The organism is Pseudoalteromonas sp. 2CM36K, assembly GCF_023161865.1.
Lineage (GTDB): Bacteria > Pseudomonadota > Gammaproteobacteria > Enterobacterales > Alteromonadaceae > Pseudoalteromonas > Pseudoalteromonas tetraodonis.
Window position 1 is genome coordinate 20126 of sequence record NZ_JALNTK010000012.1, and the last position, 19589, is coordinate 39714.

The following is a 19589-nucleotide window of genomic DNA, read 5'->3' on the forward strand; positions in this document are numbered from 1 at the left end:
TAGATTTAACACAATTTCCGAATTTATTTAGATAACAATGGAGTATAGCTATGGCCTGGAATGAACCGGGTAATAATGGCAATGACAAAGATCCGTGGAATAACAAAGGCGGACGTGATCAAGGCCCACCTGATTTAGACGAGGTGTTCCGTAAATTCAGTAACAAGTTTAACGGCTTATTTGGCGGTAAAAAATCCGGCAATGGTAGCGGCGGTGGACTTGGCGGAGCCGGTATTTCATTTGTACTTATTATCGCTGCCATTGTGTGGGCGTTAAGTGGTATTTATACGGTGAAAGAAGCTGAACGCGGTGTCGTTCTTCAATTTGGTAAGTTTGACCGAATTGCAGATCCAGGCTTGCGTTGGAAAATGACCTTTGTTGAGACGGTTATTCCAGTCGATATCGAAGCTGTTCGTTCGTTATCAGCATCAGGCTTTATGCTAACTGAAGATGAAAACGTAGTAAGCGTTGAGTTTGAAGTACAGTATCGAGTAATCGACCCATACTTATACAAGTTTAGTGTCACTAACGCTGACAGCAGTCTTGAAGAAGCATTAGATAGTGCGCTGCGTTATGTTGTTGGCCATTCAAAAATGGACCAAGTACTGACTAACGGCCGTGAAGTTGTGCGTCAAAATACCTGGGATGAGCTAAATCAAATCATCGAACCTTATAACTTAGGTTTAATCGTAACTGACGTTAACTTCAAGGATTCACGTCCGCCAATGGAAGTTAAAGATGCGTTTGATGATGCAATTGCAGCCCAAGAGGATGAACAACGCTTTATTCGTGAAGCCGAAGCGTATGCCCGTGAAATTGAACCGCGTGCACGTGGTCAAGTAACGCGTATGACGCAAGAGGCTGAAGGTTACCAAGAGCGTATTACTTTAGAAGCGCAAGGTGAAGTGGCTCGTTTTGAGAAATTACTTCCAGAATACCAAGCAGCTAAAGAAGTAACACGTGAGCGTTTATACATAGACACGATGCAAGAAGTGCTAGGTAATAGCTCTAAAGTGTTGGTTGATGTTAAAGGCGGCAACAACATGATGTACTTACCACTTGATAAAATCATGGAAAAACAGGGTTCATCAACACGTATTGCTTTACCTAGCTCAAGCGATATTAACGATTTACGTAACAAGGTAAATACGTCACGCAACAGCACTGTTAATAGTGGTAACGATCGCTTTAACAATGATCGCTTTAACGACGGGAGATAAGAGCAATGAAAAACTTTAGTTTAGTAATCCTATTAGCCGCCATTGTGATGTCTTTCTCGTCAGTATTTGTGGTTTCTGAAGGCCAAAAGGCGATTGTACTTTTATTTAGTAAAGTACAAAAAGACAGCGATGATCAAGCGGTAGTTTATGGTCCAGGTCTACATTTAAAAGTGCCATTTTTTAGCCAAGTGCGCCGCATTGATGCGCGTATTCAAACGCTAGATGGCACACCGGATCGCTTTGTAACTAGCGAGAAAAAAGACTTAATTGTTGATTCGTTTGTAAAATGGCGTGTTAACGACTTTAGCTCTTTTTACCTGCGTGCACGTGGTGATAAGCAATACGCTGAAACACTGCTTAAGCAAAAAGTAAATAATGGCCTACGTACTAACTTTGGTACGCGTACTATTCGTGAAATTGTATCGGGTGAACGCAGCGAGCTGATGGAAGAAGCGTTAGTACAAGCCTCTGAAAGTGCTAGTGAGCTGGGTATTGAAGTACTTGATGTACGTGTTAAGCAAATTAACTTACCTCAAGAGGTGAGTAGTTCTATTTACCAACGTATGCGTGCTGAGCGTACTGCCGTTGCTAAAGAGCACCGTTCTGAAGGTCAGGAAAAAGCAGAGACGATTCGTGCAGGTGTTGACCGCCGAGTAACAGTAATGCTTGCCGATGCAGAACGTAATGCGCGTTCTGTTCGTGGTCAAGGTGATGCTGACGCTGCTGCGATTTACGCTAGTGCTTATAATAAAGACCCTGAGTTCTTTAGCTTTGTCCGCTCTTTAGAAGCTTACAAGCAAACTTTCAAAGGAAAGCAAGACGTGATGGTGTTATCACCGGATAGCGACTTCTTCCAATACATGAAAGGCGCGAAAGCTCAGTAATCATAGCTTTAGTTAAACTTGAAAGCCCTGCAATTGCAGGGCTTTTTGTTATCTGAATTTTAAGTTTATAAATGACTGTTATTTATGTGATTATTAGCTAAACACTGATGTTTACTAAGGGCTCGAGGAAAAAATAAGCTAAACGGGGTGAACTTTGCTTTAGTTTTCTGGTAAAATCTCGTCCTAATTTTCTCTAAGTGAATTTGCAATGGGTAAAAACGTTGTTGTACTAGGCACCCAATGGGGTGACGAAGGTAAGGGTAAGGTAGTTGACCTCCTTACAGATAAAGCATCTTTAGTAGTTCGTTATCAAGGTGGTCATAACGCTGGCCATACCTTAGTGATCGACGGTGAAAAGACAGTTCTACACCTTATTCCATCGGGTGTATTACGTGACAATGTTAAATGTGTGATTGGTAATGGTGTTGTTTTATCACCAGAAGCGCTAATGAAAGAAATTGGCATGCTTGAAGAGCGTGGCGTACCAGTACGCGAACGTCTTTTAATCAGTGAAGCATGTCCGCTAATATTGCCTTTCCATGTTGCATTAGATGTAGCTCGCGAAACAGCGCGTGGCGATAAACCAATCGGTACAACGGGTCGTGGTATCGGTCCGGCGTATGAAGATAAAGTAGCACGTCGTGGTTTACGTGTTGGCGATTTATTCAATCCTGAATTATTTGCTACTAAGTTAAAAGAAGTATTGGAATACCACAACTTCACATTAGTGAACTACTACAAAGTAGATGCAGTCGATTTTCAAAAAACGTTTGATGACGCAATGGCTGTTGCTGACATCTTAAAAGCAATGGTAGTTGATGTAACTGAGCTTTTAGATCAAACGCGTAAAGCCGGTGACAACATCTTATTTGAAGGTGCACAAGGTACATTACTTGATATCGATCACGGTACTTATCCTTATGTTACATCTTCAAACACGACTGCTGGTGGCGTTGCTACAGGTGCGGGTTTTGGCCCATTACACCTTGATTATGTACTAGGTATCATTAAAGCGTACACAACACGTGTAGGTTCAGGTCCTTTTCCTACGGAGCTTTACGATGGCCTTGAAAAACAAGACCCAGTAGGTAAGCATTTAGGTGACAAAGGTCATGAGTTTGGTGCTACTACTGGTCGTTTACGTCGTACTGGCTGGTTAGATGCAGTGGCTATGCGCCGTGCAGTTCAAATTAACAGCATTTCAGGATTTTGTTTAACTAAACTTGACGTTTTAGACGGTTTAGAAACACTTAAAATCTGTACTGGTTATAAGCTTGAAGATGGTACTGTGACTAACGTTACGCCATTAGCGGCTGAAGGTTACGATAAAGTAACACCAGTATACGAAGAAATGCCTGGTTGGTCTGAAAATACCGTGGGTGTAACATCGCTTGAAGGTTTACCTAAAGCAGCAATTGATTACATTAAACGTATTGAAGAAATCACTGGCGTCCCTGTTGATATTATCTCTACAGGTCCAGATCGTGTTGAAACCATGATACTTCGTAGCCCATTTGCATAATTGGGTTTATGTTGAAAAGAAGCTGCCATGTGCAGCTTTTTTTATGCCTATAAAAAAGCACACCTATTAATAGTGGAACGATCTTTGTATATTATTTAGTAAGTTTATTTTTAAAGTGGTTAATATGCGTTTATCTTCTCGTTGCTCAGTGTGGTCATTATCACTACTTACACTTTCTTTATTTAATATAAGCAATAGCTTAGCTGAAGAAAGCCCTGCAGCTGTGCCGCTGTATACTGAATCTGAGTTAATAGCTTTAATTAATGAGAACACTCATCTAGCCCGCGTGAAGGCAGATAATTGCCAGTTAGTGCAAGATATAGAAGCGCGAGCCAATAAAATGGCATTGCCGTCGTATCAATTTTTATACGGTGATATGCTCGCCTACAAGGTGTGTGTTGAGCGTGATGTAGCTTTAGGTGTGTATTACATGAAAAAAGCGGCTGAGCAGGGCTTAGCGGCAGCATTAGAGCAGTTAGGTCGCTATTACGATGTTGGGCAGTTAGTCCAAAAAGACAAAGCCATGGCAATAACCTACCTCCGTGAGGCCTCAGCGCAAGGTAACTTAAAAGCGCAATTACGATTAGTGGGCTTGTTTAATCAAGGCTATGGAAGTCCAAGAGACTTTGAAGATGCTTATCGTTGGCTGTTTAACACCACGGTAGCCGACAAAGCGACACATAAAAAAATAGAGCGAGCATTAACTAAACTTGCTGAAAAAATGCCAGCTAGTGTCGTTACTCGCGCGCGCTTACCTATGTAACCTAAACTCTGGCTAGAGAAAATAAACCTAATTATGGCTATGATTTAATATGTTAGTAAATCTCTTAATCAGAGTTTAGGTTTATAAATAAAAAAGCGAGAGTGCTTTTTTAGCACTCTCGCTTTTTAGTTATTACTCGTCTTTTTTATTGTCTTTGGCTTTGTTATTGGCCGGATCTTTTAATAGCGATATTTTAGGCGGTTGCAATGCAACTACTCGTTCACCCTCTTGTGGTGGCTTTTCCATATCACTGGTAAAAGGCCTCATTTTCACTGGTGCGTCTTCATCACTGTCTTTATCCCCTTTGAGAATAAACAGTGGGATCGCTTCAGGGTTCATTTCTAAATACTGCTGCCAGCTAAACTCTCCAGATATACGTGTTGCACTCACTTTACCGCCTTTGGCAATAACACTGCTTAAGCGAGCATATGCGCCGTTCTCGCCAAACAGAATTTGTCGTGATAAAAACGTCGCACTGTCTTTATTTGCTTTGGCGTGCGAAGAAGAGGAACGTAGTGAAAATACATTTTTTTCATTTAATAAATGAGAGAAGTACTGCACCCCTAATGCGTTATGGTGGCGATTAGGTGAAAGCGCTAAAACACTGCGAATCGTGGTTAAAGGTAAATAACGTTCAGCATGCTCCGATTGCGGGTTACCGTAATAACAAGGCAGGCCATCCATACGCGCCATTCTACAGTTCTCCCAAGCAGGATCTGATAGATGAACAGGAATATTTTGCTCTTTTAAGCCACGTGCAATTGCACGCGATACATGGTTTGCACCTATGATTAAAATAGTATTAGGGGATGGTTGACGCACTCCAAGTAGTTTCGCAACAGGGATAGCCGTTAAGCTTTGCAGTACCACAGTAACAATAATAACAGTAAATATGAGTGGCACCATTTTTTCGGCATCGGCCACTCCCGCTTCCATCATACTCAGCGCAAATACTGAACCAACGGCTGCTGCAACAATACCGCGAGGTGCAATCCAAGCAAGTACTAGGCGTGATTTCATCGGTAAGTCTGTACCAAAGGTTGAAATAGCAATACACAATGGGCGCGCAATAAATAGCACAATAGCTAAAAATATAAATACGTCGCTGTCGAGCATCATTAAATCAGAGAGTTGTAGTCTTGCAGCCAATAAAATAAATAAAGTTGAGATTAAAATCATCGACAAGTCTTCTTTAAACTCGAGTACCGAATCTATTTCCAAGTCATCTTGATTAGCTAACCAAATGCCAAACACCGTCACAGCCAGTAAGCCTGACTCATGGCTTATGTGGTTTGAAATAGAAAAGCTAATTAACACTAACGCTAAAATACCAAACTTATGTAGCTCAAATGGCAACCATTCTCGGCGCATTAGTTGCGTCGTGATCCAACCCGAAACCACACCAATGCTTAAACCAACGCCAACGGTTTTAACCAGTGCAACGATAGTGTGGCTAAGTACTTCACCCTGACCAACCAGCATTACGGCTTCAAACACTAGTACTGCAAATAAAGCGCCAATGGGGTCTATTACTATGCCTTCCCAGCGTAAAATACGATCGATATCCTGGGTAGGTCGCATCGAGTTAAGTAATGGAGCAATAACGGTTGGCCCCGTAACAACAAGCACTGCGCCAAGTACTGCAGCAACGCGCCAATTTAACTCGAGTAACCAATAAGCGCTAAAACTAATAACAATACAAGTTGTAAGCATACCAATAGAGCAGAGGTTTCTGACGACTTTACTGATCCCTTTAAGTTCTCGAAAATGTAAGGTTAAGGACCCTTCAAATAAAATCACAGCGACACTCAAAGAGACCACAGGAAAAAGTAAATCACCTAATAATGCATCAGGGTCTAATACGCCACTAAATGGCCCTAATAAAAGCCCTGTAAGCAATAAAAACAGAATAGCGGGTACTCTAAACGCCCAAGCGACCCATTGGGCTAACACTGAACACAGTGCAATACCGGCTATATAAATTGCTGACATAGAGTAAAAATTCCTTAATTTTAATAATGTTTAAAAGTATAACGGTTACCAACCAGTAATACAGTGGGTATACACGTGTAAATTAAATTTAGCTAATAAATAATGTTTATTCATTTAGTGTTAACGTCTTTTTTGAGAGTGTTATCAAAGTTATAGTCTCTATAATTACTATTTATAGTAGTCTAACTTTATGATATCTATTGAAAAATGCGCATGCCTTGTCTGTCATGACCTATTTAGCTTTAATTTTAGCCTTGATCTAAGCGGCTATTTTAACGTATTATACTTCGTGTTCGAATAATTAGTTATCTAATAAAGTTTGTTATTTAAGTAAGTAAACGTATTAGATATAAACATCTTAACTCTCTTAGTGATTGTTTCAGCGATGTTTTATAATTTTTGAACATAAAATATCATTTACCGAACTCTTTGGTATAGTTTTGCTCAAGGTGTTTATTTGCTTAACGCATATAAATTAAAGTTTGAGTTGAATTATTACCTTTCAATATTTAACCCCCATCGTGGCGGTTAAATCTCGGTCCTTAAGTCATCACCCTATCTGTTGGTGTACCAGACTTAAGAGGCTCTATGTATGTTGTTAATAAAAAAGCCGCACACAGCTTTTTACAGCGATACATAAACAACACTTTATATTTTTTTAGTTAGTACAATCCAATTTTATTGGGTTAATACTATTTATTTTTTGCATCTCAATTTAAAACAATGGTTTTAGAGACGGTGTACGCGTGTGTAAAAAAAGTGTGGGCAATGATAAACAAATTCGACGTTATGTTTTAAACATAGCGACCTGGTTTCATTCATCAGTGTGATGAATACAAATAAAATGGAAAGTTGAGCATTTATGCAAAAGTTAAATTGGCGACGTATCGTACTTAAAGTGGGCAGTGCCTTAATTGCACCCGATCAAGATGGCTGTCGTTCACGCTACTTGTTAACCATCGCACAGTTTATCGTTCACTGTCGCGCACGTGGTATAGAGGTTATTTTAGTGTCATCAGGCTCTGTAGCGGCAGGCTCGCATTTATTTCCATCAGAGAAGCCGCGCTCAGTTGTTATGAAAAAAGCCATGGCAGCAGCAGGGCAAACAGAAATGATGGCCATGTGGGATCGTTTCTTTGATTTTCCTTCGGCGCAGCTACTATTAACTCATGGTGACCTACGTGACCGTGAGCGCTATCAAAGTATTCGTGAAACTGTATTTACCCTGTTAGAACACGGCGTGCTACCTATCATTAATGAAAATGATGCGGTGACAACAGATGATTTAAAAGTGGGTGATAACGATAACTTATCAGCGATGGTGGCAGCAGCCGCTGATGCCGACGCATTAATGATTTTTTCAGATGTAGATGGGCTGTATGACAAAAACCCAAATCTGCATGACGATGCCGTATTGTTGCCTGAAATAAAATCAATTGATGATTCTATTTATGCTATGGCAGGATGTGCTACCAGTGCAGTAGGCACCGGTGGTATGAAAACCAAGATTGAAGCGGCAGAAAAAGCCACATCACATGGTATTGCAACGTATATTATTAATGGCTTTAAAGAAGAAACCTTTACTCGTTTATTAGCGGGCGAAAATCCAGGTAGTGTGTTCTTGCCTTATGAAAAACCAATGCAAGACTCTATTCACTGGATGACACATACCGCAAATGAACAAGGTGAAGTGGTTGTCGATGGGTCATTTGATGATTCGCTAGAAGGCGAAGACGGCTGTTTACGAGGCGATGAGATCAAGGAAGTACATGGCGAGTTTGCTGTGGGCGATACTATCTTAGTTCGCAGTGAAGATGGTACGCGTTTAGCTAAAGCCACAGCAAATTACAGTAGCTGCTTGTTAAACTTTATTGCAGACAACGAGCAGAGTGAATTCAGCGAAAAAATGCAGGATTCAATTGGACCAATTATTTCAGAAAAAGATATCGCATTATTGGAGAATTCATGAGTTTAATTACGGATATATCACGCCAAGCAGCAAAAGCTGCACATACACTTGCTTTACTCGATACCGAGACTAAAAACAACGTGTTAACCGATATGGCAGCGGCATTAAGAGATCAAAAAGAATTTATAATCAAAGAAAACGAAAGTGACCTAAGCGCTGCGCGTGACAATAATTTAGCAGCGTCAATGATAGACCGTTTAACATTGAATGATGAGCGCATTGAAGCGATGGCTGAAGGTATCGAAGTGATTGTTTCACTTGATGATCCGGTTGGCCAGTTACGTGATATCACTGAACGTCCAAATGGCATTAAAATCCGAAAAGTGCGTGTACCACTGGGCGTGGTATGCATGATTTACGAAGCACGACCTAATGTAACGGCTGATGCTGGCGCATTGTGCTTTAAGTCGGGTAATGGTGTTATTTTGCGCGGTGGTAAAGAAGCGCTTAAAAGCTCACAAGCCATTGCTAGTGTAATGCACAGCGTGCTTACTAAACATGGTTTGCCAACGGCGCTAGTTTCAGTTATTCCAGATCCTGACCGTGCTTTACTAATGGAATTAATGCAGCAACGCGACAGTATTGATTTAATTATTCCACGTGGCGGTGAAGGGCTTATTAACTATGTAACAGAAAACAGTACAATTCCTGTTATTCAGCACTTTAAAGGCGTGTGTCATTTATACGTAGATAAAGATGCAGACTTAGAAGTGGCACTTAATCTACTACTTAACGGTAAAACTCAACGTACTGGCGTATGTAATGCCTTAGAAGGGTTAATAGTACACCAAGATGTTGCTGATGAGTTTTTAAACCTGTGCGCGGTAGTGCTTCGCCAAGAAGGCGTAAAAATAAATGCTGATGCCAAAGCGGCAGAGTATTTTGATAATGCCACTGTGCTTGCAGATAACGAATTTGGTGAAGAATATTTAGATTTAGAAATTGCTATTCGTATAGTGCCAAGCTTTGATGCAGCCGTTGAGCACATTGCTCAATTTGGCTCAAATCATACCGAAGTTATCTGTACTAAAAACGATGCTGCGGCAGAGTTATTCCAACGTAGTGTGGATGCATCGGTTGTTATGGTTAATGCGTCATCACGTTTCTCTGATGGCTCACAACTAGGTTTAGGCGCCGAGATTGGTATTGCAACGACTAAGCTGCATGCTTATGGTCCAATGGGGCTTGAGTCACTAACGACTGAGAAATATTTAGTTAATGGTGTTGGTCAAGTTCGCGAATAACTTACCCAACCTTATAAACGATATAAATGCCGAGCTTTTGCTCGGCATTTTTGATCTCGATTTAGCAAAATCAAACAACTAAGCAAACATAAAGATTAAAACAGGGCAAAAAATGATTAACAGAGAAATTTATTTAGAATATAAAACAAGGAAATTACTTAAAGGAGAGAGTAGGAAAGTGGTGGAGCTAAGCAGGATCGAACTGCTGACCTCCTGCGTGCAAGGCAGGCGCTCTCCCAGCTGAGCTATAGCCCCACATTCCTAATTTACATATAATGTAAATGCTTAAGTGCTGAGTCTCAAGCGGGGTGAACTTTAAATATTTTTACGATTTTGGTCAAGTATTTTTTCACAAATTTTTCCGTTTTAACTAATTTTTGTTAAACTCGAGCTCAATATTTACTAAAACGACAATACATAATGAAAAAATACGCGTTAGTTTTCATGATTTTCCTTTTTGGTTGTGCCAGTTCAGTAGATGAACCGCCCTACGAAATTAATAATAAACAATTTTATGACACCCTTGATGGGCAAGGTAACAAGCTTTTTGCTTATGTGGTTTCTGTAAAGGCTAAAAGTCGTGAGCAAATTAATATCAATAAAAAACTAACCCGTAGTGATGTTCAGCGTTTTGCTGAGCAAGAGCATTTTGAAGAGTCGAGTGTTTTAAAATTACAATTAGAAGATCAAGCGGTAGAGTTTCTTAATAAAGAACTAGCACAGCGTAACTATTGTGCAGGTAAGCATGAAATAAACGAAGTACTATGGCGTGATTTAAGTGTGCAATTAAGAGGGCGTTGTTTGTAGTATGTTAGCGGATAAACAAAAATTAGCGGCGGTGTTAGCCCAACTAAATATAGAATATGACGTAATAGAACATCCAGCGCTATATGGCAGCTTAGATGCCGACGAGCTGATGGTGAATCGCCCTGGAACACGCTTAAAAAATCTATTTTTGCGAGATAACGAAGGTAAGCGCCATTTTTTAGTGATCACCGCGCATGATAAACAACTCGATTTAAAATCGTTGTCTAAACAGCAAGGCCTATCGCGCTTAGGGTTTGCCTCTAATGAGCGCTTGGCTAAGTACTTAAAGGTTGCACCTGGTTGTGTGTCAATGCTCAGCTTAATGAACGATAAGCAACGAGATGTAACGCTTTGGCTTGACCAAGATATTTGGTTTGGCGATTTATTTCATTGCCACCCGTTTGAAAATACCCAAACATGGTTATTAACTAAGCCTGATTTACTGCGTTTTTTTGACTTTACTGAGCATCAGCCGCGGGTGATGTTTTTGCCATCGCGCTGAGCCCACAAAATAAGCCCCAGTCCACACAAACACACAGCGAGTAATGTTGTCATAAACGCCGTTTGTCCATGAGCTTGATAAACCACCCCAGGTAATAACGAGCCCAGTGCGCCGCCGCTGTAATAAAATGATACATAGCATCCGTTGGTAACGCTTGGCGGTGCGTGACTGATTTTATTAACCAGTGGTGCCGCTGTGGAATGAATTACAAACATAGCGCCACAAAAGAGTGTGAATGCAATTAAAAACAACAACAGTGAATGACTCATTAATAACACAATACTGAGGTTATAAAACACGAATACCGCGGCCAACAATCGCCAGGCTGAAGTCATTTTTTTTAATAGCCAAGGAGTGAAAATAGAAGCCAAAGCACCCACCAAATAACCACTATAAACAAAGCCAATGTCGCGCGTGTTATTAATTAAAAAGGTATTTTTTAAAATAAAAGGCAAGTAGTTTAATAATGCTGCAAAGCAAAAAAACATACAAAAAATGGCACCATAGAGCTTAAGTGCAGAGCCCTCTTTAAGTTGTTTTATATAATCTAATGGCGATAAAACCTCGGTTGATTTAACGAGATTAAAACGTTTATGAGGAATACTTAACGCTAGAATAATCAGCATGGCTGCTATTAGGTAATAAAAACTCTGCCACGACCAAACATCGCTAAAGAGCGCAGCCAATACTCGGCCAAAATAACCACCGACAATAGTACTACCAATATATAGCGTCATATTTTTTTGTAATGTATCGGCTTGATAGCTCATACCAATATAACTGGTCATAGCGGTTAAAGCGGCAGGTAAAGTTAGCCCTTGTAAAAACCGAACAAGTAACAGTAGCTCAAAACTAGGGGCATAAATAAATAATAAGCAGCCGACACCGAGGAATAACATTGCAGTGCGTAAAATTAATAATGGGTTTCGCTTGGCTAAAAACAACCCATACACCAAAGGGGCTATGGCTAAAGGCAGCATAGTTGCCGTCATTAAGCTGCCCGCAACAGCAGGAGCAACATTAAATTCAGTAGCAAATAAACTTAATAATGGCTGTGGTGCGTATAAAACAAAAAAAATGAAAACAGAACAAAAGAGTAAGTGAGGTAAGCGCATCGACTGCCGTTAACATTGCTTATTAGTTGAGCTGCATTATATACAAAACTGCTAGGGTTTTCATAAATTAACCTTTATTGCGCTAAATCATGCTTTGTTTTCAGTAGTTTGTTAGATTAATACCAATAGCGCTGTTATTTACGCTCGTTGGTGATTAAAATAGCATTAATATTCGTTTTTAGTGGGAACACGCCATGGGGTCACTACAAGAGCAATTGCTCCAAGCTGGTTTAACAACATCACATAAAGCTAAAGTTGCTAAATCAGAAAAGCGCAAGCAACAGAAAAAGCAAAAGAAGGGAGCGACGAGCAACCCGAACGATTTACAAAAGCATATTCAGCAAACTAAGTTGGAGCAGCAGCAAAAAGCTGAAGAGCTCAATAAAGCGCGCCAAGAAGAATTAAAGCAGCGCGAGCAAGTCGCCCGTGTTAAGCAAATTTTAGAGCATCATAATCAAGAGTCAATTCGCGGTGAGCGTACCTTTAACTTCACTTATGAAAATAAAGTGAAAGGGCTTGATGTGAATGAGCAAACGCAAAAGGCGCTCTCGGGCGGGCGTTTAGCTATTTGTGTGTTAGAAGGTCAGTTTTACGTATTAGAAGATGAGCCTGCGCGTAAAGTGGCTGAGGTGGATGAAAAGTATATTGTGTTTCATGTTGAGCCTGAAAATAAAGCCAAAGATGAAGACGATCCGTATGCTGATTTTGAAGTGCCAGACGATCTTATTTGGTAAGCCTATTAAGTATCTGCTCAGTTAAAGCAAGCTAGTATATGTTTTATGAGAGATACACGTATTTGTTCTGATTGATCGTCAAACCTTTCCAAGGACGTATGCTTTTTAAAGATTTATTGACTACAATAATCACAACCGTTTTTTTTAACCGTAAAAAGAAGAGTAAATACAATGAGCAAGATAAAAACACTTTTATTAGGCGCGGGTATTGGTTTAGCCGCAAGTTTTTCATTTTCAGCAGCCGCTGCAGATGGCGCTGCACTTTACACAGCTAAAAATTGTCAAACATGTCATGGTGCAGAAGGTAAAGCACCTATTATGGCGATGTACCCTAAACTAAATGGTCAAAACAAAGAATATTTAGTAGCGCAAATGAAAGACATCAAGTCAGGCGCTCGTAACAACGGTATGTCTATGGCGATGAAAGCGATGGTTGCGACTGTGACTGATGAAGAATTTGAAGCGATTGCCGATTACCTATCAAAAGTACAATAACCGTTAACGCTAATTAAAAAGAGCCACACCTATGTGTGGCTTTTTTATTTGGTGATTGCCATCATGTCAATACTCATTTAGACTTCTAAACATCTACAATCACTAGCGCTATGCTGTGTTTTAAAAGGCTTGTTATGTTTGATTTACCCCAGCTCAATTTAAAAAATAAAGTATCAGAACAAGAGTGGCAACTACGTGTTGATTTAGCCGCATGTTATCGATTAGTTGACCATTTTCGTTGGGGGGATTTAATTTATACGCACCTTTCTGCTCGCCTACCGGGCACTGATCATTATTTAGTGAATGCCTTTGGCTTAACGTTTGATGAGATCACTGCATCTAACTTAGTCAAAGTAGATTTAAATGGCCGCATTATTGACGATACACCCTTTAATATTAATCCTGCAGGGTTCACTATTCACAGTGCCATTCACGAAGTACGTGAGGATGCACATTGCGTTATACACCTGCACACCAAAGAAACGATTGCGGTTGCAACACAAAAAGAAGGGCTGTTACCGCTAAGTCAGTATTCGATGTTTTCATTGCCGTCTCTGTCTTACCATGGCTATGAAGGTTTAGCGGTGAATGACGATGAGCGTAAACGCCTGCAAACAGATTTAGGCACCACCAATCATATGCTATTGGTCAACCACGGCGGTTTAACAGTAGGCCCGACGGTAGGCGATGCGTTTATGCGCTTTTATGACCTTCAGCGTGCCTGTGAAATACAGTTAGCCATTCAATCAAGTGCGCAAGAAGCGACTGCTGTGCCTCAAGCTATTATTGATAACATTTATAACCAAGCGAACGTCGTTCACAGCGGCAGTACAGGGGGCCAGCTAGCATGGCCTGCCATGTTACGAAAAGCGTATCGTCTTGATCCTAGTTTTGCAAAATAACCCACTGAAGGTTAATAAGGAATTTTTATGAAAGTAAATCGCGTTGAAGTCTTTGATATTCATTGCCCTGATCGTCCTGCATGGACGCCGGTATTTGTTCGAATTCATACCGATGAAGGTATTAGCGGTGTGGGTGAAGCGGGTCTTGCGTACGATTTAGGCCACAGTGCCGCTGCTGCGATGATCAAAGAAATGGCCGATGCCTTTTTAATTGGCCATGACCCGTTTCAAACTGAAAAACTATGGTCGCGCATGTTACGTGAAAGTTTTTGGGGTTTAGGTGGTGGGCCGGTGGTTTACGCAGCAATGAGTGCGATTGATACGGCGCTTTGGGATATAAAAGGTAAAGCATTGGGTTTACCGGTTTATCAGTTGCTTGGCGGTAAAGTTAATGACAAGTTGCGTACTTATGCATCACAGCTGCAGTTTGACTGGGACAGTGAATTTAAAGCGCTGGTACAGCCACAAGAATATGCAGAAGCGGCACTAAAAGCGGTGGCGGAAGGTTACGATGCGGTAAAGGTCGATCCAATTCAATACGATAAAGACGGCAACACCTATTACGACCGCACAAATATTATTTCTCGTCCAGAAATGAAACTATACCGCGCTCGTATGCAGGCTATTCGTGAAGCCGTGGGTGACGAAGTAGATATTATTTTTGAATGTCATAGCTTACCAGGGGCGACATCGGCAATTCAAATTGGTGAAATTGCAGAAGAATTTGACTGTATGTATTTTGAAGAGCCGGTGAATTACCTAAACCATTCATTACATGCAAAAGTGGCTGATAAAGTAGCTGTGCCTATTGCAGGCGGCGAGCGCTTGTATAACCGCTGGGGTGTACGTCCTTATTTAGAAGATCAAAGTATTGATGTACTACAGCCAGATATCGGCTTATGTGGTGGCTTTACTGAAACTAAAAAAGTATGTGATTACGCTGATATTTTTGATGTGCGTATTCAGGCACACGTATGTGGTGGGCCGGTTGCAACGGCGGCATCATTGCACTTAGAAACAGCGATCCCTAATTTTTTAATTCACGAGCATCATACTTACGCAATTAAAAAGTGGAATAGAGAGCTATGCTTACAAGATCCACAACCTAAAAATGGCTTTTTTGAAGTATCTGAAGAACCTGGTCTTGGTATTGAGCTTAACGATGAAATTGTAATGCGCTCACAACGTGTAGAAATAAAATAAATGGTTACTACGGGCTTCTAGCTACGAGAGGCGAGCTCAAACGATTTCGCCTCTATTCAATAATTCTAAAGAAGCAAGTTTATCTGCGTGTATTTTCATTCTCTTTATATCGTTTTCCATTTGAATTTGCATGTAATCAATATCAATAACACGCTCTACCATTTTCTCCAAAGTATAATTCTCTTGTTCAATTTTAAATTCTTTGAAGGCAGCTTCAGCTGTTTTCTTGGCCTGATAAATGAAATTTTTATATTCTTTTTTAGTGATTTCAGATTGTTCAATGATTATTTTCGCATCATTCCATGAGCTAATTATTTGAGCAAAACTCTTAGTTATTTCTCTTTTTAACTCGATTACTTTATATTTCTCAATATCAGCCCTAGTTTTCTTGGCATTTAGAAACGCAAGAGCTGCAATTACTAGAGAAAAGCACGATACTACATTTGATAGTTCAATTGCTTTGAACCAATTACTAATTATGGAGCCTACCATAATTAGTAATAAGCAAATAAATGATACCATACCGTTGTTTTTTATCACTTTACTTCCTTTATAAGTGTATCTATATTATTAGTTTTACCACATATGCCAGTTAACCTGTGGCTTAAAATTAGTGAAAATATGTTTAATTTAGTTAGCTTAGAATCTTAATATTGTTTTTATAATCTTCCTAGCATCTAATTTTTGTTTATTTTACAAAGTACTTGTTTTAGTTCAATGGTTGCCTTGCTATCAAGGTGGCGAACAAAACAGCGCTCTCCCTTAGTCACGAGCTCAAATTGATCTGGCATATTAAGTTGCTTGCCCATAATAGGGTTGCCCTGAGGATCTTTATGATTAAGTTGCTCAAGGGTAACTGTACTTGAGGTGACAAAAACATCGTCTGCTAATTGAACCTGCGAGCTATGCAGCAGCTGCGCAATTGCGTCGGCTACTTTAGCGCTATTAGGCTCAATTAGTAACGCATGTTGCAATTTAGGTGTGGGCTCTGAGCTTTGTGCTAAGCACCCACTTAAAAATAGCGAAATTGCAGTTATTGCTAATAAAATCTTCATTGCTTATCTCATGTTATCGCTAAGAATAATATTCTGTTTTAGTACAGTCTGAATTCGCGCGTCTTTTACTTCAGGCATATCGGTGGCGATAGTGGGCGCAAAACCGAGAACACTATTTATTGAGCTTGGGGCTGGGCAACTGCCGGTTGCTCTATAACTAAGTGCGGTATTAAGTAAGCCTTCACTTGCATCACCTAAGCGTTTGCTAAAGTCATCGGCAACAGCACAGCCTGCAATAAGTACGGGCTGGCGCGCATTATCAATGGTATTTTGCGGTGCAAAGCCATCTGAATATTCACCAAAACCTTTATTATTTTCGCCAGTAAATTGAATGGTAAAATAAGTAGTGTCGCAGTTATCGGTTGGGTAAAAGCCATACGGTTTACCACAGGTGCCAGCCCCTATCTGAATGATTTCAACATCGGCTCCGCGCAGCCCGTTAATTATAGCCTCACTGGCTGAGCAGGTGCTGCTGGTGGTGAGTACAAATACCCGATCTAAATTTAACGTTGGTAATGGGGTGCCTGCAGCTATTGCAGGGTTATTTTCAAACCCGACAAAACGATTTGTAAAGGGCATGGGGGTCAGTGTTTGCCCTGTGATAGGGTTGGTATTGGGATATTTATCGTTAAAAATAGTGCGTTCAAATATTTTGCCTTGGGTATTGTCACCTGCCACCATATAGCCTACTTGGCTGGCCATTTGTAACAAACCACCGCCGTTATAGCGCACATCAATGACTAAATCTTTAATGCTGCTGGCAGCGAGTTGGTTAAAGGCGTTGTAAAGCTGCGTTTCGGCTATCGCGTTGTGGCTATTAAATTGAAAGTAACCCACATCGCCGTTTGCTAAATCAGTACGTACGTTCATTACTGGTTGCGACTCGATATTTTGAGATGTGAGCGTAACAATGCGATTTTCATTAGTGCTGATATCCCTAAATACAAATTCGGTAACTTTACCTGTTTGTTCTGGGAATAAACCTGCGTTAATAATAGCTACCTCGCTTGATGAGGTCGTGTTAATAAAATCAACACCATCAACTTCTAAAAGCTCAAAGCCCCTAATAATATTTTGATTACTAGCAGGGGTATTTGGCTCGGTATAGCTAACAATTGCTTGGCGCGGCGCACTACCAGCGATTATTTTTATATTAAAGCCATAACCAAAGCTTAGGCCTGATTGATTTTGTCTTTGCCACTCATCGGTTGGCAAACTAAAGTGAAAGTTATCTTTTTTCGCACCCGACTCAGTCAATTGCTCCGTTTTTAAAGTATTAAAGTAATCAATGACGCCTGACGTTAATGCCGGATTAGTATCAATAATTTCGTCGTACCATAAGTAGGTTTCGTTACTCCAAGAGCGTAGCCAGTTTTTTTCATTAATTGCTTGGCATTGACCTTTAAATTGCCCTGAGTTAGCAAAAACACCAGAAGTCCAGCCACCGTTATTAGTTGTTGGGTTGGTCGCATTGTCGCTGCCCCCACCGCCACAACCTGTTAATAAAGCGGCTAGCGATAAAGAGAGTAATGTGTATTTAAAAGAAGATGAGTTAAGAATGGCCATACGCATGCTCGTTTTTTAAACTGTTGAGCTAAATATAGCGGTTTTTATTTAGAGTTGATAGAGGCGCGCAGCATTTTTGTAACTCAAATGTTGCCATGTAAGATCATCGCTACATAGGCTTCGATAATGTTGCCATAACTCATTGTAGTTAATGTTAATTTGGCACACGGGGAAGTTGCTGGCAAACATCACTCTTTGCATACCAAAATGCTTTAAAATATGTGTAAAACATTGGGTTTGCTGCTCGCTATTAAGCATGAGTAATTCAAAGCCTGAAAACTTCATCGCGACATTAGGCTGTTGTGCGAGTAATTCAATGGCGCGTTGCCAGTTAGCAAGGTTGTGTGCAAGCCCTGCGTGATTAATGATGATTTGTAAGTCACTAACTTGGTTGGCATAAGAAATAAGTTGCTCGGTGATGTTGAGGTTTTCTATTTCAAATTGCGCTTCAAAATGCAGTTTTAAGTGGCTCAAGTGGCGCAGGTTATCGAGACAATGAGGGCTCAATAAGCGCGTGGCATCATGACCTTCAGTGATATCTCTAATGCCGACAAGGGATGAATGTTTTAGATATTTAAGTGCTAGTTTAAATGCGTTATTTGGCTGGTTAATTGTTGCAAAGCTAATCGCTTTGTAAGGTAGCCTTTTTATATGCTTTGCTAACCAGTTTAATTCATTAATAGGATGCTCATTATCAAAGCCAGCTTCTATATGCACTAAACCAACGAGTTCAAAGTCCGTATTTTTGATTAGTTCAGCAACGCTAATCGGTTGTTTTATTTTATCTAAGTTAGGCCAAGCGGGTGGGTTAGCACCTTGCAGCCAGGTGTATTGACCCTCCAGCAAATTAAAAAAATGCACATGCGGGTCAATAATTTTAGTACTCATTGCGCTGTGTAACCGCCATCAATGCGTTGCAAACTGCCGGTAATAAAGCTGGCTTCTGGACTTACTAAAAAGTTTACCAGTGCTGCAACTTCATCGGCTTGGCCTAAACGATTAAGTGGTTGTAAAGCAGCTTCTTCGGCAACAATATCTGCCTTATTTGCGCCACTTTTTTTGCAGTATGCATCAATCGCATTATGAAATAACGGTGTTTCTATGGTGCCAGGACACACGGCATTAGTGCGAATATTAAAGCTTGCGTAATCTAAGGCGGTGGTTTTAGCCATCGAAGCCAGTGCATGTTTAGTCAGGTTATAAGCAAATGAGTTTTGTTTGCCAATAATGGCCTGATCTGAGGCAATTAACACAATAGCGCCATCTTGCTGTGCTTTCATGGCTGGTAATACGCTTTGTATAGCCGCGTACGCACCTTTAACATTCAGTGCCATTAACGTATCGAATGTCGCTTCATCGGTTTGCTCAATTGTGGCACTTAGGTGCTTGCCAGCATTTGAAACAAGTACATCAATGCGTTGTGTTTTTTCAATAATAGCCTGTATACACTGACGTACGGCGGTTACATTACTAACATCACATTGATGAAAAACACCACTCTCACTGGGTTCAATATCTAGGTTATGAACCTGATAGCCGCTCGTTAATAATCGCTGAACCACAGCAAAGCCTATGCCTTTAGAGCCACCGGTTACTATTGCAACTTTTGACATACT

General features: G+C 40.5%; 19 protein-coding genes and 1 tRNA gene. 12 read left to right on the top strand and 8 right to left on the bottom strand.

What is annotated here, in order from left to right:
* Window positions 1–50: 50 nt before the first annotated feature.
* From hflK to MTN97_RS08890, 4 genes are all read left to right on the top strand, one after another.
* Window positions 51–1220 carry an FtsH protease activity modulator HflK gene (gene hflK / locus MTN97_RS08875; RefSeq protein WP_010391686.1) on the top strand — a complete coding sequence of 390 codons (1170 nt, stop codon included), beginning with the start codon at window positions 51–53 and terminating at the stop codon, window positions 1218–1220.
* Window positions 1221–1225: 5 nt separating this feature from the next.
* Window positions 1226–2104 carry a protease modulator HflC gene (gene hflC, locus MTN97_RS08880; protein ID WP_008113491.1) on the top strand — a complete coding sequence of 293 codons (879 nt, stop codon included), beginning with the start codon at window positions 1226–1228 and terminating at the stop codon, window positions 2102–2104.
* A gap of 208 nt (window positions 2105–2312) precedes the next feature.
* The gene (locus MTN97_RS08885; RefSeq protein WP_024601937.1) at window positions 2313–3626 is read left to right on the top strand and encodes an adenylosuccinate synthase; all 1314 of its coding nucleotides are present in this window, start codon (window positions 2313–2315) and stop codon (window positions 3624–3626) included.
* A 124-nt stretch (window positions 3627–3750) separates the two neighbouring features.
* Window positions 3751–4389 (top strand): tetratricopeptide repeat protein, encoded by a 639-nt coding sequence (locus MTN97_RS08890; RefSeq protein ID WP_013466021.1) that lies wholly within the window; start codon window positions 3751–3753, stop codon window positions 4387–4389.
* Between the two features lie 132 nt (window positions 4390–4521).
* Here the strand turns inward: MTN97_RS08890 and MTN97_RS08895 are convergent, their stop codons facing one another.
* Window positions 4522–6381, bottom strand: a complete 1860-nt coding sequence (locus tag MTN97_RS08895; protein ID WP_036980353.1) for a sodium:proton antiporter — start codon at window positions 6379–6381, stop codon at window positions 4522–4524.
* Window positions 6382–7243: 862 nt separating this feature from the next.
* Between MTN97_RS08895 and proB the strand changes: the two genes are divergently transcribed.
* Together proB and MTN97_RS08905 are read left to right on the top strand one after the other, a co-directional pair.
* Window positions 7244–8350 (top strand): glutamate 5-kinase, encoded by a 1107-nt coding sequence (gene proB / locus MTN97_RS08900; protein ID WP_036980350.1) that lies wholly within the window; start codon window positions 7244–7246, stop codon window positions 8348–8350.
* Window positions 8347–9594 carry a glutamate-5-semialdehyde dehydrogenase gene (locus MTN97_RS08905; protein WP_248474204.1) on the top strand — a complete coding sequence of 416 codons (1248 nt, stop codon included), beginning with the start codon at window positions 8347–8349 and terminating at the stop codon, window positions 9592–9594. The genes proB and MTN97_RS08905 overlap by 4 nt, the downstream gene beginning before the upstream one ends.
* A gap of 179 nt (window positions 9595–9773) precedes the next feature.
* Here MTN97_RS08905 and MTN97_RS08910 read toward each other — a convergent pair.
* A tRNA-Ala gene (locus tag MTN97_RS08910) sits at window positions 9774–9849 on the bottom strand.
* A gap of 165 nt (window positions 9850–10014) precedes the next feature.
* Between MTN97_RS08910 and MTN97_RS08915 the strand changes: the two genes are divergently transcribed.
* On the top strand, window positions 10015–10401 hold the full coding sequence (locus MTN97_RS08915; protein ID WP_193049333.1) for a hypothetical protein: 387 nt from the start codon (window positions 10015–10017) through the stop codon (window positions 10399–10401).
* Between the two features lies 1 nt (window position 10402).
* Entirely contained in the window at window positions 10403–10903 is a 501-nt protein-coding gene (locus MTN97_RS08920) for a prolyl-tRNA synthetase associated domain-containing protein (protein ID WP_138626684.1), read from the top strand.
* On the opposite strand, the gene MTN97_RS08925 is transcribed toward MTN97_RS08920, so the two are convergent.
* The gene (locus tag MTN97_RS08925; RefSeq protein WP_138626685.1) at window positions 10870–12018 is read right to left on the bottom strand and encodes an MFS transporter; all 1149 of its coding nucleotides are present in this window, start codon (window positions 12016–12018) and stop codon (window positions 10870–10872) included. The two genes, MTN97_RS08920 and MTN97_RS08925, sit on opposite strands and share 34 nt — an antisense overlap.
* 194 nt (window positions 12019–12212) lie before the next feature.
* Between MTN97_RS08925 and MTN97_RS08930 the strand changes: the two genes are divergently transcribed.
* The 4 genes from MTN97_RS08930 to MTN97_RS08945 all read left to right on the top strand — a co-directional run bounded on the left by MTN97_RS08930 (window position 12213) and on the right by MTN97_RS08945 (window position 15352).
* On the top strand, window positions 12213–12752 hold the full coding sequence (locus tag MTN97_RS08930) for a DUF2058 domain-containing protein (protein WP_010391699.1): 540 nt from the start codon (window positions 12213–12215) through the stop codon (window positions 12750–12752).
* Window positions 12753–12923: 171 nt separating this feature from the next.
* Window positions 12924–13247, top strand: a complete 324-nt coding sequence (locus tag MTN97_RS08935) for a c-type cytochrome (protein ID WP_010391700.1) — start codon at window positions 12924–12926, stop codon at window positions 13245–13247.
* Between the two features lie 134 nt (window positions 13248–13381).
* On the top strand, window positions 13382–14149 hold the full coding sequence (locus MTN97_RS08940; protein WP_033103740.1) for a class II aldolase/adducin family protein: 768 nt from the start codon (window positions 13382–13384) through the stop codon (window positions 14147–14149).
* Between the two features lie 27 nt (window positions 14150–14176).
* Window positions 14177–15352, top strand: a complete 1176-nt coding sequence (locus MTN97_RS08945; protein WP_010391702.1) for a mandelate racemase/muconate lactonizing enzyme family protein — start codon at window positions 14177–14179, stop codon at window positions 15350–15352.
* Between the two features lie 36 nt (window positions 15353–15388).
* On the opposite strand, the gene MTN97_RS08950 is transcribed toward MTN97_RS08945, so the two are convergent.
* The 5 genes from MTN97_RS08950 to MTN97_RS08970 form a co-directional block, all read right to left on the bottom strand.
* Entirely contained in the window at window positions 15389–15892 is a 504-nt protein-coding gene (locus tag MTN97_RS08950) for a hypothetical protein (RefSeq protein ID WP_248474206.1), read from the bottom strand.
* 137 nt (window positions 15893–16029) lie between these two features.
* A complete protein-coding gene (locus tag MTN97_RS08955; protein WP_036980330.1) occupies window positions 16030–16407 on the bottom strand; it encodes a hypothetical protein in 378 nt (125 codons plus the stop codon).
* Between the two features lie 3 nt (window positions 16408–16410).
* Window positions 16411–17973: a S41 family peptidase gene (locus MTN97_RS08960; protein WP_138626686.1), complete on the bottom strand. Its 1563-nt coding sequence runs from the start codon at window positions 17971–17973 to the stop codon at window positions 16411–16413.
* Window positions 17974–18021: 48 nt separating this feature from the next.
* A complete protein-coding gene (locus MTN97_RS08965; RefSeq protein ID WP_248474207.1) occupies window positions 18022–18861 on the bottom strand; it encodes an amidohydrolase in 840 nt (279 codons plus the stop codon).
* Complete coding sequence (locus MTN97_RS08970) at window positions 18858–19586, bottom strand: SDR family NAD(P)-dependent oxidoreductase (protein WP_248474208.1); 729 nt, start codon at window positions 19584–19586, stop codon at window positions 18858–18860. Before MTN97_RS08970 ends, MTN97_RS08965 begins: the two co-directional genes overlap by 4 nt.
* Window positions 19587–19589 lie beyond the last annotated feature (3 nt).